Here is a 16800-nt window from a genome sequence, read left to right as displayed (position 1 = left end):
GTCCTCAGTGCGACAACAAGACGGGGATACGGGTTTTCGAGAGCACTTCGGCGGTCACTCCGCCAAGGAAATCCTCGCGGAACTTGGAATGCTCGTAGGCACCCAGCACCAGCAGCGACGGATCGCGGCGCGCGCAGTAAGACAGCAGCGTGGCGGCCACCGGGTGGCTTTCGGGAAAGTCCTCGTGGATGGCCTCGACCCCGTGGCGCTTCAGGTGGGTCAGCAGGCCGGCGATGGGCCAGGTGCTGCGCCGGCCGACGGTCAGGACGCTGACGCGGCCTTCGGCCTCCAGCAGGCGCAGGCTGTCGGACAAGGCGCGCGCGGCGGCGCGGCCGCCGTCCCAGGCCAGCGCGGCGTGGCTGTGCCGGGCGCCCGCGTCGTAGCCTGCCGGAACCACGATCACCGGCCGCCCGGACATCAGCGCGATGCGGTCGGGATGCAGGGTGACATGCGCGTCATCGGCGCCGGAACGCGTGCCCGCGATCAGCATGTCATAGTGCCGCGCGGCCTCCGAGAGCACGCTGTCGACGCGGCCGGTCACTTCCTGGAGCTGCAGGTCGCCCGGGAGTCCAAGCGCCGCGCGCTCCCGCTCGAAGGTCTCTTCGATCCCGCGCAGCACACCGGCGCTGGCCGCGTCCAGAAGCGCCCGCGCCTCCTTGGGGATCCAGCGGGAACGGCGGTCGATCACCTCGTGCGAGCTGTGCGCCAGCATCGCCGTGACATGGGCGCCCCCGGCGCGCGCCATGGAGGCCGCATAACGCAGCGCCGCGACAGAGCCTTCGGAGCCGTTGAACGCGACCAGCAGGTTCATCACCGGCATGTCAGTCCCCCTCCCAGAGGCCGGCAGGCACGTAGATCTTGCCGTCGGCCAGCTTGCGCGCGGTGCGCAGGAGACCCGCGGATCTCAGCGTGAAATGGTTGTTCATCCCGAAGTCCACCAGCACAGCGATGGTGCCGGAGGCATGTTCCAGCACCACGCTGGCCGGGCTTTCGGCGGGGCGGTCGAGCAGCCCGTCAGCCACGCTGCCCGGCGTCAGCGCACAGGAGGCGAGGCACTGCGCGCCGGTCACCGCCATCGAGGGGTGCGTGTTCCAGGGCATAAAATAGCGCGTTGCAATGGTGCCGCCGTCCGTCGCCGGGGCGAGCAGGCCGAATTTCGGGGTGACGGATTTGGACACATCCCCCATGCCCATCGCCTCCCCTGCCTCAAGCCGGATCGCCTCCATCCGGGCGAAGAAGTCCCGGTCTGCGTCGAGCCCGGCCACGGTTTCATAACCCGTGAGGCCGAAATCCGCGGCGCGGGCGATGACCATGGGCATCGCCACGTCCATGCAGGTCACCTCGATCCCGCCGAAAGTGTCGCGGAGATTGCCTGTGGGCAGGAAGGAACCGGTGGCCGATCCCGCCACCCCCATGAAGTTCAGCTCCACGGGCGCGGCACTTCCGGGCACGCCTGCAATTTCGGCATCGCCCGCGTAGGTCAGCACGCCGCCCGGGGTCTGCACCCTGGCCAGCACCTTCGCCCCGGTGTTGACGGCGCGGATCTTCACCTCGGTCTCGTCGCCGCCGGGCCGGACCAGCCCCATCTCGATCGCCGCGGGGCCGACGCCGGAGAGGATATTGCCGCAGGTGGGTTTGAAATCCACCAGCCGGTCCTCGACCGAGACCTGGGCGAAGAAGTAGTCCACGTCGGCCCAGTCATCTTCCGAGGGCGACAGCATCGCCACCTTGGTGGTGACCGCCGCGCCGCCGCCGATCCCGTCGATGTTGAGCGGATGGCCGGAGCCGAGCGCCGCCAGCAGCACTTCGGCCAGTGTCTCGCGGCCGACGGGCAGGTCGGCGCGGTTGAAGAAGGGCCCGCGCGAGGTGCCGCCGCGCATGAAAACGTAAGGAATGCCTGTCTGTGTCATGTCATCTTTTCCGTGGGTTCATTTCAGCGGCCAGGGCAGGTCCACTGCGTCCTGCAGCAGCCCCGGCGGGAAGTCGCGGTTCAGCGCGCCTGCCATCACGCACATCAGCGCGATGCCGGCGGCGGTCAGGATCAGGGTCTTTGGCCAGGACGCCTGCGCCCGCACCCGCAGGAAGGCGGCAAGAAAGCCCAGAAGCGCGAGGATGAAGCCCGCGAAATAGGTCGCGGCGATCAGCCCCGCGAACCAGGCCAGCGTGCCCCAAAGGCCGTATGAGGCATCCGCATCCTCCCCGGCGGCTTCCTTGTCGGCAAAGACCGCGTCGGTCTCGGGCCGCAGGAGCATCTGCCCCAGCAGGATCAGCAGCGCCGCCAGGGTGACGCCGCCGGCCGCCAGCGGGATGATCTTGTCGGTCATGTTGTAGTCGGGGATCATGCTGGCGTTGATCAGCGCCGCCGCGGCGTAGGCCATCAACAGCATCAGGAAGACCAGCGGCGCGCGCTTGGAGCCGGACTGCACGTTGCCCTCGGCCATGATCGACTTGGCCTGGCGCAGGCCCAGCACCACCGAGACCACGGTGACGATCAGCAGCACGATCACGATCGGCGAGAACAGGTAATCCAGCCCTTCCTCAAACGACTTGCGGAAGCGGAAGGAGGCGATCTGGAACGCCTGGTTGGAGAATTTCTCCACCGGGTTCGAGAGCACGAAGCCGATCAGGAAGGCCGGGCGCGACCAGTCGAAGCGGCGCAGGAAGATGCCGGTCAGCCCGATTGCGAAGAGCGCCAGGATGTCCTCGAAGTTCTGCCCGGACTGGAACGCCGCAAAGGAGATCAGCATGAACAGGAACGGCGCGAGGTAAGTGAAGCGGATCGTCGTCAGCCTGGCGATCCCGCCCGAGGCCGCGATGCACAGGATGGTGCCTGCCACGTTCGCCAGCGCCAGGAGCCAGACGATGGAATAGGTGATGTCGAGGTTGTCGCGCAGCATCGAGGGGCCGACCTCGATGTCGCCAGACCCCAGCAGCGCGATGGCGCCGATGAAGATCGCCATCGAGCCCGAGCCGGGGATGCCGAACAGGAGCGTCGGCACCAGCCCGCCGCCCTCCTTGGCGTTGTTCGAGCTTTCCGGGCCGACGATGCCGCGGATCTCGCCCTTGCCGAAGCCGGACTTGTCCTTGGTGCTCTGCACCGCATGGCCATAGGCGATCCAGTCCACCACCGAGCCGCCCAGCCCGGGGATCACCCCGACCACGACGCCGATCAGCGAGCAGCGCACCGAGAGCCACTTGTTGGCCGCCCAGTCCTTCACCCCTTCGCCCCAGTCGGCGCCCAGCTTGGCGTCCTTGGCGATGGAGCGGTCCTGGCGCAGGAGCGAGACGATCTCCGGCACCGCAAAGATGCCCAGACCGACGATCACCAGCTTCAGCCCGTCGGTGAGATAGGGGATGTCATAGCTCGCCATCCGCAGGCTGCCGCCCGCATCAGCCTCGCCGATGGTGCCGATCAGCATGCCCAGGCCGGCCGCCGCCAGACCCTTCAGCGCCACCCGGCCCGCCAGGACCGCCACCATCGACAGGCCGAGGACCGAGATCATCAGCATCTCCGGCAGGCCGAAGGCCAGCACCAGCGGCCGCGCCACCACGATGAACAGGGTGAGGAACAGCGCCCCCACCAGCCCCCCGAACAGCGAGGAGGTGAAGGCGGCCGACAGTGCCCGCGCCGCCTGGCCTTTCTTCGCCATCGGGAAGCCGTCCAGCACCGTCGCCTGCGACGCGGAGGAGCCGGGAATGCCCATCAGCACGGAAGCGAAGGTATCCGATGTCGGCACCACCGCCACCATGCCCACCATCAGCGCCAGGCCCAGGACCGGGTCCATGCCGAACATGAACGGCAAGAGCAGCGACAGGCCGGCGATGCCGCCAAGCCCGGGGAACACCCCCACGGCCAGCCCCATGACCACCCCCAGCACCAGATAACCCAGGACCACGGGTTGCAGAATTAGCGCCCATGCCTGGCCAAGCGCCGGCATGGCGGTAGCGAATACATCCATCGCCCCAACCTCAAGTTGTTCGAAAATATGTGGAAACCGGCCCCGGACGGCGCCGGGGCCTCAGGCCGCCGCGCTTAGTTCAGCGCAACGCCGTAGGCTTCCTGCAGCCAGTTGATCACGAAGGCCTTGGCTTCCGGCGACACCGTGGTGCCCGCCTTGGCGGCCTTCCGAGCGCCTTCGCCGACGAAGACGCCGTATTTGCCCACGCGCTTGGAGGCGATGCTGCCAAAATCCTCGCGGTTGCGCACGGCGTCAAAGGCGGCGGCGTAGGCGTCGCGCACCCCGTCCGGGGTGCCTGCGGGCAGGAAGGCGATCTTCTGCACCGGGAAGCCGGCCACGAAGAAGGCTTTCCACGCGTCCCATGCCTCGCCTTCGGTCTCGCAGCCGTCGGTGGCTTCGCAGACTTCCTTGAAGGTCGGGATGTCCGGGAAGGTCGGGTCGCGGACGATGTTGCCGTCCTCGTCCAGCGCGCCCCAGGTCATCATCGGCACCGCCTTGCCCTGCGCGGCCAGGTCAGCCGAGGCGCCGAGGTAGCCCGAGGAGGTCTGGTAGTCGATGGTGGCCTCGCCGCGCTCGAACATCAGGCGGCCGTCGCCGCGGCCCTTGATGCCAAAGACCGGCTCCACGTTCATGCCGAGCATTTCCCAGGCCAGGAGCGGCACCAGGTCCAGCCGCGTCGCGCCCTGCGAGCCGTAGATGAAGTCGATGTCCTTCAGCCCGTTGGCGGAGCCGTCGAACTTGGCGCCGTCCTCGGCGTTCAGATAGGCCACGCCGCCGGTGCCGGTGGCCATCACCGCAACCCAGTCGCCGTACTCGTAGCGCACGCGCGGATCGTCCAGCAGATAGGGGAACTGGGTGGAGCCGGAGGTGCCGAACAGCAGCGTGCCGTCCTCATGCTTCTGCTCCTGGAACCAGTTCGCGCCCTTGGTGGAGCCTGCGCCCGGCATGAACTTCACAACCACGGTGGGCTTGCCCGGCAGCTCTTCGGACAGCAGCGGCGCAAAGAAGTTGGCCCATTTGGCCGACCCGCCGGTTTCCGAGAACGGGATGACCCATTCGATCGTCTCACCGGCAAAGTCGGCTTCGGCAAGGGCCGGCGATGCGGCCAGCGCGGCTGCGGCAACCGAGGTTGCAAGTTGCTTGATGGTCATTGGTGTCCTCCCGTAGACCTATTGGGCCGCTGGACCGCAGTCTGGCGGCGTGTTCGATTTCTCCCAAGGGACAGAATCCCTCCTCCAACGGCTGCACCTTGCCCTCCCAACCTTGCGCGAAACTTGCGCAACCTGACAAAGTATTAGCCATGCGTATCGCCGTGATCGAAGATAACGAGGCCCTGGCCCATGGAATCGCGTCCCGCCTGCGGGACCGGGGGCATTCCGTCGACCTGCTGCATGACGGTGACGCGGCGGAAGCCTTCCTGGCGCGCGAGGGCGCCGATCTTGTCGTGCTCGACCTGAACCTGCCGGGACGGGACGGGCTGGAGGTGTTGCGGGCGCTGCGCCGCCGCGGCGACGGCACGCCGGTGATCCTGCTGACCGCCCGGGCGGAGACCGCCGAACGGGTGGCGGGGCTGGACGCGGGCGCCGACGACTACCTCACCAAACCTTTCGAGATCGACGAGCTGGAGGCCCGGCTGCGCGCGATGGCGCGGCGCAAGGACTTGCAGTTCACGGCCCGCGACACGCTGGGACCCCTGGTCTTCGACCGCACCAGCCGCCAGCTGATGCTGGACGAGCAGCCGCTGGATCTGCCGCGCAAGGAGGTGGCGACGCTGGAATGCCTGCTGGAACGGCGCGGGCGCATCGTCTCCAAGGCGCAGCTGATCACGCATGTCTACGGCACTGGCGCGGACCACGGCGAAAGCGCGATCGAGCCGCATGTCTCGCGCCTGCGCAAGCGGCTGGAGCCCTACGGCGTGAAGATCAAGACCGCCCGCGGGCTTGGCTACATGCTGGAGGCTGGCAGCGCATGAGCTCCATGTCGCTGCGGATGCGGCTGTTCCTGCTGATCCTGCCGCCGCTGCTGCTGGTCTCGGTCCTGCTCGGGATCTGGCGCTTCGAAGTGGCGCAGCGCACCTCGGAGGACCTGTTCGACCGCAGCCTTCTGGCCGCCGCCCTGGCGATCTCGCGCGATGTGGCGATTTCCGAAGGGGACGCGCTGTCGCCGCAGACACGGCGGTTCATCTCGGACGCGGGCGGCGGAGAGATGTTCTATCACGTCACCGGCCCGGGCGGGATCTATGTGACCGGCTACGCCTACCCGCCCAGATCCGAAGACCCCGCCGGCAAGGACGGCCCGCAGTTCTTCGTGGCGGACTACCGGGGCGAGCCGGTGCGCGTCATGCGCATGTTTGAAACCACCACCATCGGCAATCTCACCGGCGAAACGGTGGTGACCGTCTGGCAGCGGGTGAGCGACCGCAATGCCTTTGCCGCCGCGCTTGCCTTTCGGGCCGCGGCCCTGATAGCGGGGCTGATGGCAGCGCTGGCCCTGGTGGTCTGGTTCGGGGTGCAGATCGGCCTCAGGCCTTTGAACGACCTGCAGGACGCGATCCAGCGCCGCTCGCCGGACGACCTCGGCCATATCCGCCGCCCGGTGCCCAAGGAGGTGTCGGGCATCGTCGCCACCCTGAACCGGCTGTTTTCCCAGGTGCAGGGAAGCATCGAGGCGCACCAGGCCTTCATCTCCGACGCGGCCCACCAGCTGCGCAACCCGGCGTCGGCGCTGTTGTCCCTGGCGGAGACGCTTCCCGATGTGCGCGGTCCCGGCGCACGCCGCCAGCACCAAGAGAAGCTCGTAGCCGCGGCGCGCAAGTCGGCCCGGCTGGCCAACCAGCTGTTGTCGCTGGAACGGCTGCGCTATGAGGGCGCGCGCGCCTGCGAGCGGTTGGACCTGAGCGATACCGCGGCGCAGGTGTGCAGCGATCTGGGGCCGGCGGTCCTGTCCCGCGACCTCGAGTTCGAATTTGCCCGCGCCCCGGATCCGCTTGCGGTCGAGGGCGACCCGGTTCTGATCGGCGAGGCCATCACCAACCTGATCGAAAACGCCCTGACCCACGGCGGCCCCGGAATGACCCGCATCACGGTGCGCACGCAGCGCGGGGGAGACGGCGGCGGCGAGGCGGTTCTTCTGGTCGAAGACGACGGTGCCGGCATTCCGCCGGACCAGAGGGAGACCGCCTTTCGCAGGTTCGGACAGCTGCGCAGCGGCGACGGCAGCGGGCTGGGTCTGTCGATCGTGCGAGACGTGATGCGCCGGCACGGGGGAACGGTCCGCCTGCTGCCCGCCGGACGCGGCACCGCCGTGCGCATCTCCCTGCCCCGCCTGTAGCCGTCCGCCGCGCTGCGTCAGGCAGGCGCGGCGGCTGCGAAGACGGTCATGCCGCCGGCACGCCGAGGCCATAGAACCGGGCGGCGGTGCCGCGGAACACGGCCCTGTGCGCCTCCTCCGGGACCAGTTCGCGGCAGGCCTGCGCGAGCGTGCGGTAATCGGAGTAGAGCTTGTCGACGGGGAAGTTCGATCCGAACATCACCCGCTCCGCGCCGAACTGTGCAAGGCAGGTCCCGACGATCGGGCGGATGCTGGCGGCTGTCCAATTGTGTTCGAACATGCCCAGGCCGGAGAGCTTGCAGGCCGCCTGCGGCAGCCGCGAGAGGTGTTTGAGCTGAGCCGCCCAGGCCCGCAGCCCCTCGGTGCTGCGGTCGTGCGGCGAGCCTGCGTGGCACAGGGCAACCCGGGTCTGCGGCGCCTGTGCCAGCACCCGGGCGGTTTTCTCCATCAGCTCAGGGATCAGCTGCAAGTCGAAGCTGAGGCCGCGCCGCCCGGCCTCCTGCAGCCCGGCCAGGAACCGCGGATCGTCCAGGAGGGCGTTGGTGCCGGTCCGCGCGTCCTCGCCCGGGGCGCGGCCGACGATCTGGCGCACACCGCGCACGGTGGGAAGCGCCTGGAAGGCGTCGAGCTGTGCGGCCAGATCGGGCGCGGTGAGGTCGCAGAACACCACCTGCGCCAGCGGCCAGTCCGGGTTTTCGTCAGCCACAGCCTGCACCCAGCGCGCCTCAGCCAACGCGTCCTCTGCCCCCACCTGAATATGCACCGAAGCGGCGATGCCTTCGGCGGCGGCTTCGGCGCGGAATTCCTCCAGCAGATAGTCCCGCTGAATCGGCGCCGGGTTGCCAAAGAACCGGTCCGCACCCTTGGCCATCAGCCAAGGGTAATGCACGGCTTTGAGATCCCACAGATGGTGATGCGCGTCGATCCAGCCGGTCATGTGCGCGGCACCTCTGCCATCCGGGCGAGGATATCAACGCCCTGCTGCTTCCAGAAATGCAGAAGGTCGATGAAGATCCAGTTCTCGGCCAGCTTGTCCCCCTCGCGGCGGTAGATGTCGATCACCCGGAACTCGCCCGCCTGCCCGGTCGCGGGCATCCCCATGAAGCCGCCTGAGGGACGGGCGGTGAAATTCGGCCAGCCGAAGAAGCCGCCGTAATGACCTTCGGCCAGACGGCAGATGTGATTGGTCTTCGAGCGGTCGGTGAAACCCGCACGGAACGGCCCCGAGTGCTGCTTGGCATAGCGTTCGATGGTGTAGGCCGCGCCGATCCCGGCTGGGCCCCACCAGATCATGTCTTCAGCCCAGGTGCGGCGCAGCTCGTCCTCCAGGCTCAAGCCGCTCTTCCACTGGCCGAGGTCGGAGATCATCGCGTTGATCGTGGCCAGGGTCTTTTCCCCCTCCTCCGGCGGCTGCGGATCGAACATCAGCCCGTCATGCGTCACCGGCCCGGGCTGGACCAGATGCGCGGCAGTCTGCGGCGGGAAGGGCTGCAGCCCAGCCTGCATCATCAGATGCGGGATGTCGAAATACATCGCCGTCTCGGTGATCTTGCCCTTCTCCACCCGGTTGAACTCGCAATAGCGCAGGAATGCCATCTTGCCGGTGGGCTGGATCCCCAGCCAGGGCGCATCGAACAGCCCCATCAGGTGCCCCATCGAGACCACCCAGACGGAGGCGAAGCCGTCCATCTCGTTGGCGCCGGCCATGAAGATGTCCTGGCGCCGCTGCATTTGCCGGAGCGCGCGGCGCAGCGGGCGCCAGAAGGTCTCTGCCACCGCCGCAGCACCCTTCTGTTCGTGGAACGGGTGGTAACCGCGCCAGAGGTGATTCGGGGCGTAGCAGCGCGCCAAAACCGCCTCAAGGGCGTGCTCCTCCGCCCCGTCGAGTTCCGCGTAAAGGTCTCGGATCACTTGTTTCTCTTCCGAAAAGCCGGACATGGGCACGCTCCTGATGCATACGTTTGCAAAAAATACTTGCCGAAAAGCTGACGCTAAGTCTACCCTATTGCAAACGTATGCAAGCTGAGCGCGCGGAACCGCCAGGGGGAATTCATGGCCGAGATACAACTGCAGAACGTTGGCAAGCGCTGGGGCTCTTTTGTCGGCGTCGACAACTTTGACCTGACCATCGCCGACAAGGAATTCCTGGTGCTGCTTGGCCCTTCGGGCTGCGGCAAGACCACCACCATGCGGATGATCGCGGGGCTGGAGGAGGCCTCCGAGGGCGACATTCTGATCGACGGGCAGCGCGTCAATGACATGGAGCCCAAGGACCGCGACGTGGCGATGGTGTTCCAGTCCTATGCGCTCTACCCCAACATGAACGTCTACGAGAACATCCGCTTTCCGCTGAAGGTGCGCGGCATCGACCCCAAGACCCATGACGAAAAGGTGCGCCGCGCCTCGGCGATGGTGGAGCTGGACGACTTTTTGCACCGCAAGCCGGCCGAGCTTTCCGGCGGCCAGCGCCAGCGTGTTGCTTTGGCCCGCGCCATCGTGCGCGAGCCCAACGTCTTCCTGATGGACGAGCCGCTGTCGAACCTCGATGCCAAGCTGCGGGTCTCCACCCGGGCGCAGATCAAGAACCTCAGCCACGAGCTGGCGGTGACCACAATCTACGTGACCCACGACCAGATCGAGGCGATGACGCTGGCTGACCGCGTGGTGGTGATGAAACAGGGCGTGGTGCAGCAGGTCGGCAGCCCGACCGATATCTACGACAACCCGGCCAACACCTTTGTCGCCAGCTTCATCGGCAGCCCGGCGATGAACCTGATGGACGGCGAGGTCCGGGGCGGCACCTTCCGCGCCCAGCACGTGGAGATCGCCGGATTGAACGCACCGGACGGGGCGCTGACCCTGGGCTTCCGGGCCGAGGACGCGGGCATTGCAGCGCCCGGCGCGGGCCAGATCAACGCGCCGATCTACACGCTGGAACTCCTGGGCGATGCCACGATGATCTCGGTTCGGGTCGGCGGGGCGCTGGTGTCGGTCAAGGCCGACAAGAACTTCCGGGCCGAGATCGACGACATGGTGTCGATCTCCGTGCCGCAGGAAATCTGCCACCTGTTCGACGGCCGGACCAGCGCGCGGATCGGGGGCTGAACGCCTCCGCACTCAGGGCGGGCCCATGCGGCCCGCACCCAATTTCAGATAAAACAGGGAGAATGACATGCTACTGAAAAGACTTGCGGCCGCGTCGCTTTTTGCCGGCCTGATGGGCTCGGCGGCCTTTGCGGCCAATTGCGGCCCCGAGGGCCAGTCGATCCGCATCCTGGCGAGCGACTTCCCGGCGATCCACGCCGTGGTCGATGCGGCCCGGGCCAATTGCGGGGACGCGGCAGCGGAGTTCTCCGCCAACCACACCACCGAAGCGCGCCAGATCATGAATGCCGCGCTGACGCCGAACCCGGCGGAATACACCTCGGTGATCCTGGCCAACGCGACGTTGACCCAGCTGATGAACGACGGGCTGGTGCGGCCGCTGAACGACCTGGTCGAGAAATACAAGGACAGCATCCCGCCGAATGTGCTGATCACCATCGACGGCAACGTGATGGCGGTCGCTTTCATGGCCAACTCGCAGCACCTGTTCTCGCGCAAGGACATCCTGGAGCAGGCGGGCGTAGAGGGCATCCCCGCATCCTATGAGGAGGTGCTGGAGGCGGCAGAAAAGATCCGCGCCGCGGGCATCATGGAGCATCCCATCGCGATGAACCTGCAAACCGGCTGGAACGTCGGTGAAGTCTTCAACATGATCTACCTCGGCCATGGCGGCGAGTTCTTCGCACCCGGCTCCGCCGAGCCCTCGATCAACAATGAAAAGGGCATCGCCGCGCTGGAAACCATGAAAGCGCTGGCCGAATACGCCCACCCGGACCACCTGACCCATGCCTCCAACGAGACCCAGGGCCTGTGGGAATCCGGTCAGGCGGCGCTGGCCGTCATGTGGGGCTCGCGCGGCGCGCCGATCCTGGATGACGAAGGCTCCAGCGAAGAGGTGACCTCGAACACGGTCCTGTCCGCGGCCCCCACCGTCGGCGGCGGCTCGATCCCGGCGGCGACATTGTGGTGGGACGGCATTTCCATCGCGTCCAACGTGTCCGACGAAGAAGCCGAGGCGACATTTGCCGCGCTGATCAGCGGCCTGACCCCCGAGATGGTGGCGGAGAACAACGACGACGCGGTCTGGCTGCTGCCCGGCTTCGAGCCCGGCCCGGCAGCAGCGGGCGTGGCCGGAACCGTGCAGGGCGGGGCCCGGCCCTATCCGATGATCCCGCAGATCGGCCTGCTGCACGCAGCACTCGGCTCCGAGCTCACCGACTTCCTGAAAGGCGGCGAAAGCGCCGAGCAGGCGCTGTCGGATGTCGAGACCGCCTACCGGACCTCGGCCAAAGAAGCCGGCTTCCTCAAGTAAACCTTCCCGACTGGAGGGGGCTTCCCGGCCCCCTCTCTTTTCCCGGACCGAACACCGAGACCCACACCATGAAGCACCGCACCTTTTTCTGGTTCATCCTGCCGACGCTATCCGCGATGATCCTCTTCATCGCGCTGCCCATCGTCTCGGTTTTCATCCAGTCGCTGTTCGTCGAGCACGAGCAGGTCCTGGTGGTCTCCGAGAGCTGCGGCCCGTTCGGCTGCACGCCCACCACCACCGTCGATACCGCGGCCACGGCCAAGCTGCAGGAGGCGCAGCCGCTGGGCCGGTACAACGCGCTCGGCACCTACATCAACCGCTCGCACCTGGCCTTCGCCGAGGTCGGCGAAGCCTGGGCCAGCACGGAGAGTTTTGGCGCGTTCTGGAAGCAGATCTCCAACCTGCCCTTCTACCGCGCGCTGATCTTCACGCTGACCTACACGGCCGTGGTCACCCCGGTGGTCATCGCGCTTGGTCTGGCGATTGCGGTTGGCGTCAACAACCTGCCCCGGATGCTCAAGGGCCCCTCGATCTTCATCTCGCTGCTGCCGTTTCTTGTGACGCCGCTGGTGGGCTCGCTGATCCTGTTCTGGATGGTCGACAGCGACGGCGTCATCGGCGCCACCATCCAGCGGGTCTTCAACGATCCCTCGCTCAGCCTGAAGGCCTCGACCGCGCTGACCTGGACCATGCTGATCGTCTATGGCGTCTGGCACACCCTGCCGTTCAGCTTCATCACCTTCTACGCGGGGCTTCAGACGGTGCCCGAGGACACCATGGAAGCGGCGATGATCGACGGCGCGTCGAAGTGGCAGCGCATGATCCATGTGATCGTGCCGCATCTGGCGCCGCTGATGTCCTTTGTGACGCTGATGCTGCTGATGGACAACTTCCGCGTCTTCGAGCCGATCGTCAGCTTCAAGGCCGAAGCCCATGCCACCTCGCTCAGCTGGATCATCTACAACGACCTGCGCGAAAGCGGCAATCCGCTCTACGGCTCGGCCGGGGCGACCTCGATGATGACCATCGCCGGCGTGATCATCCTCCTGATGCCGGTGCTGATCCGCACCTGGCGCGACTTCTCCCGCAAAGCACACTGAGGGCACGATCATGGCAACCAAGGCACAATCCCGCATCGCAGCCCCGGCAGTGAGCCCCAAATCCCGGTCCCGCGTCTCGCCGCTCACCGTGATCTCGCTGGCCCTCGTGGCGCTCTGGCTGATCGTCGCGGCGTTCCCGTTCTTCTGGACCTTCTGGGGCAGTTTCAAGGTGCAGTCGGACTTCTTCTCCAAGACCGACTGGCAGAACGCGATCTACGGGGTCAACACGATCCGGCAGACCGGCAGCCCCTTCACCCTCGAAGGCTACCACGGCGCCTGGGTGGACGAGGAATTCTGGCGCAATGTCCTCAATTCCGGCATCGTCGTTTTCTTCACGGTGGTCATCTCGCTCACCTTCGGCACGCTGGGCGGCTACGCGCTGGCCCGTTCGGGGCGCCGCTATGCCTTCTGGCTGCTGATGGCCGCGCTGGTGTTCCGCGCCATGCCGCATATCACCCTGGTTTCGGGCTACCTGCTGCCGTTCTTCGAGTGGAACATCTGGGGCATCCTGCCCACCACCATCATCGTGCTGGTGGCGATCAACCAGCCTTTCACCCTGTGGATGCTGCATTCCTTCTTCCTCAACATCCCCAAGGACATGGACGAAAGCGCCATGGTCGACGGCTGCACCCGCTTCCAGGCCTTCCGCCACGTGATTATCCCGGTCATGTGGCCCGGCGTGATCACCACCGGCCTGTTCAGCTTCCTGCTCGCCTACAACGACTTTGCGGTGACCGCGATGCTCTTGAGCTCGGAGAACGAGACCATCATCCCCGCGATCAACAGCTTCCTTGGCACTACCCAGGTCGAAGGCAAGGTGATGTACGCGGTCGCCGCCGTGGTCTCGGCCACCGCCCCGCTGTTTGTGCTGATCCTGTTCTTCCAGCGCCAGATCGTCAGCGGCCTGACCGCCGGTGCGGTGAAAGGCTGATCCCGGCGGCCCTCCCGCCCGCCGGAGCCGCATTAGAAATGCGTCTCCGCCCGTTGGGCCCGGCGCGCCTGCGGCGCGCGAAGGCCTCCCGGCTTCTTCTGGCTGAAAATATCCCCGCCGGAGGCTCCCCGGCTGCTGCACATAGAAAGGTACACGATGAAAGGCTCCCGCCCCGAACAGGCCGTGCTGTCCAAAGACACGGACATGAGCAAGACCGAAGACACCCGCCGCGTGATCGAGAACATGGTCGACGGGCTGAACGACCACCGCATCAGCGACATCGGCGAATTCTTCGCGCAAGGCTTCCGCTGGATGGGCAACCAGGGCTGCGGCACAAAGACCGGGCTGAAGGAATTCCAGGACAACTGGCAGCGCCCGTTCCAGGCCGCGTTCTCGGACAAGGTCTGCATCGACGAGGCCCGCCTCTACATGGGCGAATGGGCCGCCGCCTTCGGCCGCCAGGAAGCCACCCACTCCGGCACCTTCCTCGGCATCGAACCCACCGGCAAGCGGGTCGAGATCCGCTACATGGACTTCTGGAAGGTCCAGGACGGCAAGATCACCGATAACTGGGTGAACGTCGATTTCGCCCATGTCGCCGCCCAGCTCGGCGTTGACCTGTTCAACGGCGAAGGCTGGGAAGCATTTGACCGCGGGGAGAAAACGCCTCCGCGCCCCGGAAACTGAGGACCTGACCATGACCATCGAATACCTGAAACGCGGCAAATCTGACGCCGACCGCGCCGAAGACGATGCCAAGACCCGCGCCGTGGTCGAAGCGACGCTGAAGGACATCGAGACCCGCGGCGATGCCGCCGTGCGGGAGCTGTCCGAAAAGTTCGACAACTACAGCCCCGAAAGCTTCCGCCTGAGCCAGGCGCAGATTGACGACTTGATCGCTTCGCTCAGCGCGCGCGAGCTGGAGGACATCAAGTTCGCGCAGAAGCAGGTGATGAACTTCGCCCAGGCGCAGCGCGATTCCATGCTGGACATCGAGGTGGAGACCCTGCCCGGCGTGATCCTCGGCCATAAGAACATCCCGGTGCAGTCTGTCGGCTGCTACGTCCCCGGCGGCAAGTTCCCGATGGTGGCCTCGGCGCATATGTCCGTCGCCACCGCCAAGGTCGCGGGCGTGCCGCGCATCATCGCCTGCACCCCGCCGTTCCAGGGCAAGCCAAATGCGGCGGTGATTGCCGCGATGCACCTGGGCGGCGCGCATGAGATCTACGTGATGGGCGGCATCCAGGCGATCGGCGCCATGGCGATCGGCACCGAGACCATCGACCCGGTGCATATGCTGGTCGGCCCCGGCAACGCCTTTGTGGCGGAGGCCAAGCGCCAGCTCTTCGGCCGCGTCGGCATCGACCTCTTTGCAGGCCCGACCGAGACCATGGTGATCGCCGATGAGAGCGCCGCCGACGCCGAGCTCTGCGCCACCGACCTTTTGGGCCAGGCCGAGCATGGCTACAACTCTCCCTGCGTGCTGCTCACGAACTCCCGCAAGCTGGCCGAGGAGACGCTGAGCGAGATCGATCGCCTGCTGGGCATCCTGCCCACCGCGGACACCGCCAAGGTCTCTTGGGAGGTATACGGCGAGGTGATCGTCTGCGACACTTATGACGAGATGCTTCAGGTCGCCGATGACATCGCCTCCGAACACGTGCAGGTGATGACCGACCGCGACGACTGGTTCCTGGAGAACATGACCTCATACGGCGCGCTGTTCCTTGGCCCCCGCACCAATGTGGCCAACGGCGACAAGGTGATTGGCACCAACCACACCCTGCCGACCAAGAAGGCAGGCCGCTATACCGGCGGGCTCTGGGTCGGCAAGTTCCTGAAAACCCACAGCTACCAGAAGGTCACCACCGACGAGGCCGCCACCATGATCGGCGAATACGGCTCGCGCCTGTGCATGCTCGAAGGCTTTGTCGGCCACGCCGAGCAATGCAACATCCGCGTCCGCCGGTTCGGCGGCAAGAACGTGCCTTACGGAAAGGCGGCAGAATGACCTCTGATCCCCACACCCAGAACAAGGCGCTGATCGCGCCGATGCGGGAGGCGATGCGCGATTTCAGCGAAAAAGGCGTGCGCGCCGCGCTGGAAGAGCTGATCGCGCCGGACGCAGCGGTGCACATGTGTCACCCCTTCGGTGACCTGACCGGCCCTGCGGAACTCTATGACAGCTGCTACGCGCCGCTGCTGCAGTCCATGCCGGACCTCGAACGGCGCGACTGGATCGTGATGGGCGGGCGCACCGAGCACGGCGGCGACTGGATCGGCTGCGGCGGCCATTACTACGGCACCTTCGTGCAGCCCTGGCTGGACATCCCGCCCACTGGCCACCTGACCCACATGCGCTACCACGAGTTCTACCGTTTTGAGGCGGGCAAGGTCGTCGAGATCCAGACGATCTGGGACATCCCCGAGGTGATGATGCAGGCCAACGCCTGGCCGATGGCGCCTTCGCTTGGCCTGGAATTCTGCATCCCCGGCCCGGCAACGCATGACGGCATCGTCCCCGGCCCCTGGGACGAGGAGAAGTCGCAGGCCTCCTGCAGCCACATCGTCGACATGCTCAATCACCTGAAGAAGCACCCGAGCCAGGGCGGCCCGGAGGTGATGGAAATGCCGAAGTTCTGGCACGAGCGGATGAACTGGTACGGCCCCGCTGGCATCGGCACCGGCCGCGGCTTTGCGGGCTTCCGCAACTGGCACCAGATCCCGTTTTTGAGCGGCATGCCCGACCGCGGCCAATACCTGGACGAGATCACCTATCACTTCTTTGGCGACGGCGAATACGCGGCGGTGACCGGCTGGCCCAACATGATCCAGACGGTGACCCACGACGGCTGGATGGGCATCGCGCCCTCGGGCCAGCGGATCACCATGCGCTCGCTGGACTTCTGGCGGCTGGAGAACGGCAAGATCCGGGAGAACTGGGTGACGGTCGACCTGCTGGACGCCTACCGCCAGCTGGGCGTAGACGTCTTTGCGCGCCTGCGCGAGTTCAACAAGGCCCGCGTGCCAGGCGGCATTCCATTCCCCGTCGGCGAGGCTTGA

The 16800-nt window shown here is 66.5% G+C and carries 15 protein-coding genes; 9 read left to right on the top strand and 6 right to left on the bottom strand.

The window, feature by feature from the left end:
• Nucleotides 1–4 precede the first annotated feature (4 nt).
• The 4 genes from ACOHX0_RS11305 to ACOHX0_RS11290 all read right to left on the bottom strand — a co-directional run bounded on the left by ACOHX0_RS11305 (nt 5) and on the right by ACOHX0_RS11290 (nt 5110).
• Nucleotides 5–820 (bottom strand): universal stress protein, encoded by an 816-nt coding sequence (locus ACOHX0_RS11305; RefSeq protein WP_420676814.1) that lies wholly within the window; start codon nt 818–820, stop codon nt 5–7.
• A 1-nt stretch (nt 821) separates the two neighbouring features.
• The gene (locus tag ACOHX0_RS11300) at nt 822–1910 is read right to left on the bottom strand and encodes a 4-oxalomesaconate tautomerase (RefSeq protein WP_420676812.1); all 1089 of its coding nucleotides are present in this window, start codon (nt 1908–1910) and stop codon (nt 822–824) included.
• An 18-nt stretch (nt 1911–1928) separates the two neighbouring features.
• A complete protein-coding gene (locus ACOHX0_RS11295) occupies nt 1929–3959 on the bottom strand; it encodes a tripartite tricarboxylate transporter permease (protein ID WP_420676810.1) in 2031 nt (676 codons plus the stop codon).
• Nucleotides 3960–4033: 74 nt separating this feature from the next.
• Nucleotides 4034–5110, bottom strand: a complete 1077-nt coding sequence (locus tag ACOHX0_RS11290) for a tricarboxylate transporter (protein ID WP_420676808.1) — start codon at nt 5108–5110, stop codon at nt 4034–4036.
• 149 nt (nt 5111–5259) lie between these two features.
• Between ACOHX0_RS11290 and ACOHX0_RS11285 the strand changes: the two genes are divergently transcribed.
• Together ACOHX0_RS11285 and ACOHX0_RS11280 are read left to right on the top strand one after the other, a co-directional pair.
• Nucleotides 5260–5931 (top strand): response regulator transcription factor, encoded by a 672-nt coding sequence (locus tag ACOHX0_RS11285; RefSeq protein WP_420676806.1) that lies wholly within the window; start codon nt 5260–5262, stop codon nt 5929–5931.
• Nucleotides 5928–7289 (top strand): sensor histidine kinase, encoded by a 1362-nt coding sequence (locus tag ACOHX0_RS11280; protein WP_420676804.1) that lies wholly within the window; start codon nt 5928–5930, stop codon nt 7287–7289. Before ACOHX0_RS11285 ends, ACOHX0_RS11280 begins: the two co-directional genes overlap by 4 nt.
• A gap of 46 nt (nt 7290–7335) precedes the next feature.
• Here the strand turns inward: ACOHX0_RS11280 and ACOHX0_RS11275 are convergent, their stop codons facing one another.
• Complete coding sequence (locus ACOHX0_RS11275; protein ID WP_420676802.1) at nt 7336–8226, bottom strand: amidohydrolase family protein; 891 nt, start codon at nt 8224–8226, stop codon at nt 7336–7338.
• Complete coding sequence (locus ACOHX0_RS11270; protein WP_420676800.1) at nt 8223–9227, bottom strand: nuclear transport factor 2 family protein; 1005 nt, start codon at nt 9225–9227, stop codon at nt 8223–8225. Before ACOHX0_RS11270 ends, ACOHX0_RS11275 begins: the two co-directional genes overlap by 4 nt.
• A gap of 114 nt (nt 9228–9341) precedes the next feature.
• Here ACOHX0_RS11270 and ACOHX0_RS11265 point away from each other — a divergent pair, with 114 nt between their 5' ends.
• From ACOHX0_RS11265 to ACOHX0_RS11235, 7 genes are all read left to right on the top strand, one after another.
• Nucleotides 9342–10394 carry an ABC transporter ATP-binding protein gene (locus ACOHX0_RS11265; protein WP_420676798.1) on the top strand — a complete coding sequence of 351 codons (1053 nt, stop codon included), beginning with the start codon at nt 9342–9344 and terminating at the stop codon, nt 10392–10394.
• A 67-nt stretch (nt 10395–10461) separates the two neighbouring features.
• Nucleotides 10462–11706 carry an ABC transporter substrate-binding protein gene (locus ACOHX0_RS11260; RefSeq protein ID WP_420676796.1) on the top strand — a complete coding sequence of 415 codons (1245 nt, stop codon included), beginning with the start codon at nt 10462–10464 and terminating at the stop codon, nt 11704–11706.
• A gap of 68 nt (nt 11707–11774) precedes the next feature.
• Nucleotides 11775–12806, top strand: a complete 1032-nt coding sequence (locus ACOHX0_RS11255; protein ID WP_420676794.1) for a carbohydrate ABC transporter permease — start codon at nt 11775–11777, stop codon at nt 12804–12806.
• Between the two features lie 10 nt (nt 12807–12816).
• Entirely contained in the window at nt 12817–13737 is a 921-nt protein-coding gene (locus tag ACOHX0_RS11250; RefSeq protein ID WP_420676792.1) for a carbohydrate ABC transporter permease, read from the top strand.
• 156 nt (nt 13738–13893) lie between these two features.
• Nucleotides 13894–14424: an ester cyclase gene (locus ACOHX0_RS11245; RefSeq protein ID WP_420676790.1), complete on the top strand. Its 531-nt coding sequence runs from the start codon at nt 13894–13896 to the stop codon at nt 14422–14424.
• 10 nt (nt 14425–14434) lie between these two features.
• Nucleotides 14435–15748, top strand: a complete 1314-nt coding sequence (gene hisD / locus ACOHX0_RS11240; protein ID WP_420676788.1) for a histidinol dehydrogenase — start codon at nt 14435–14437, stop codon at nt 15746–15748.
• Nucleotides 15745–16800: an ester cyclase gene (locus ACOHX0_RS11235; protein ID WP_420676786.1), complete on the top strand. Its 1056-nt coding sequence runs from the start codon at nt 15745–15747 to the stop codon at nt 16798–16800. Before hisD ends, ACOHX0_RS11235 begins: the two co-directional genes overlap by 4 nt.

The organism is Cribrihabitans pelagius, from assembly GCF_048820915.1.
Taxonomy (GTDB): domain Bacteria; phylum Pseudomonadota; class Alphaproteobacteria; order Rhodobacterales; family Rhodobacteraceae; genus Cribrihabitans_A; species Cribrihabitans_A pelagius.
This window is presented reverse-complemented; position numbering and strand designations above follow the sequence as displayed.

Coding starts and splice junctions, on each gene's coding strand:
- ACOHX0_RS11290 (WP_420676808.1), bottom strand. CDS start 5,110: ATGACCATCAAGCAACTTGCAACCTCGGTTGCCGCAGCCGCGCTGGCC.
- ACOHX0_RS11295 (WP_420676810.1), bottom strand. CDS start 3,959: ATGGATGTATTCGCTACCGCCATGCCGGCGCTTGGCCAGGCATGGGCG.
- ACOHX0_RS11255 (WP_420676794.1), top strand. CDS start 11,775: ATGAAGCACCGCACCTTTTTCTGGTTCATCCTGCCGACGCTATCCGCG.
- ACOHX0_RS11245 (WP_420676790.1), top strand. CDS start 13,894: ATGAAAGGCTCCCGCCCCGAACAGGCCGTGCTGTCCAAAGACACGGAC.
- ACOHX0_RS11280 (WP_420676804.1), top strand. CDS start 5,928: ATGAGCTCCATGTCGCTGCGGATGCGGCTGTTCCTGCTGATCCTGCCG.
- ACOHX0_RS11305 (WP_420676814.1), bottom strand. CDS start 820: ATGCCGGTGATGAACCTGCTGGTCGCGTTCAACGGCTCCGAAGGCTCT.
- ACOHX0_RS11260 (WP_420676796.1), top strand. CDS start 10,462: ATGCTACTGAAAAGACTTGCGGCCGCGTCGCTTTTTGCCGGCCTGATG.
- ACOHX0_RS11275 (WP_420676802.1), bottom strand. CDS start 8,226: ATGACCGGCTGGATCGACGCGCATCACCATCTGTGGGATCTCAAAGCC.
- ACOHX0_RS11235 (WP_420676786.1), top strand. CDS start 15,745: ATGACCTCTGATCCCCACACCCAGAACAAGGCGCTGATCGCGCCGATG.
- ACOHX0_RS11250 (WP_420676792.1), top strand. CDS start 12,817: ATGGCAACCAAGGCACAATCCCGCATCGCAGCCCCGGCAGTGAGCCCC.
- hisD (WP_420676788.1), top strand. CDS start 14,435: ATGACCATCGAATACCTGAAACGCGGCAAATCTGACGCCGACCGCGCC.
- ACOHX0_RS11300 (WP_420676812.1), bottom strand. CDS start 1,910: ATGACACAGACAGGCATTCCTTACGTTTTCATGCGCGGCGGCACCTCG.
- ACOHX0_RS11270 (WP_420676800.1), bottom strand. CDS start 9,227: ATGTCCGGCTTTTCGGAAGAGAAACAAGTGATCCGAGACCTTTACGCG.
- ACOHX0_RS11265 (WP_420676798.1), top strand. CDS start 9,342: ATGGCCGAGATACAACTGCAGAACGTTGGCAAGCGCTGGGGCTCTTTT.
- ACOHX0_RS11285 (WP_420676806.1), top strand. CDS start 5,260: ATGCGTATCGCCGTGATCGAAGATAACGAGGCCCTGGCCCATGGAATC.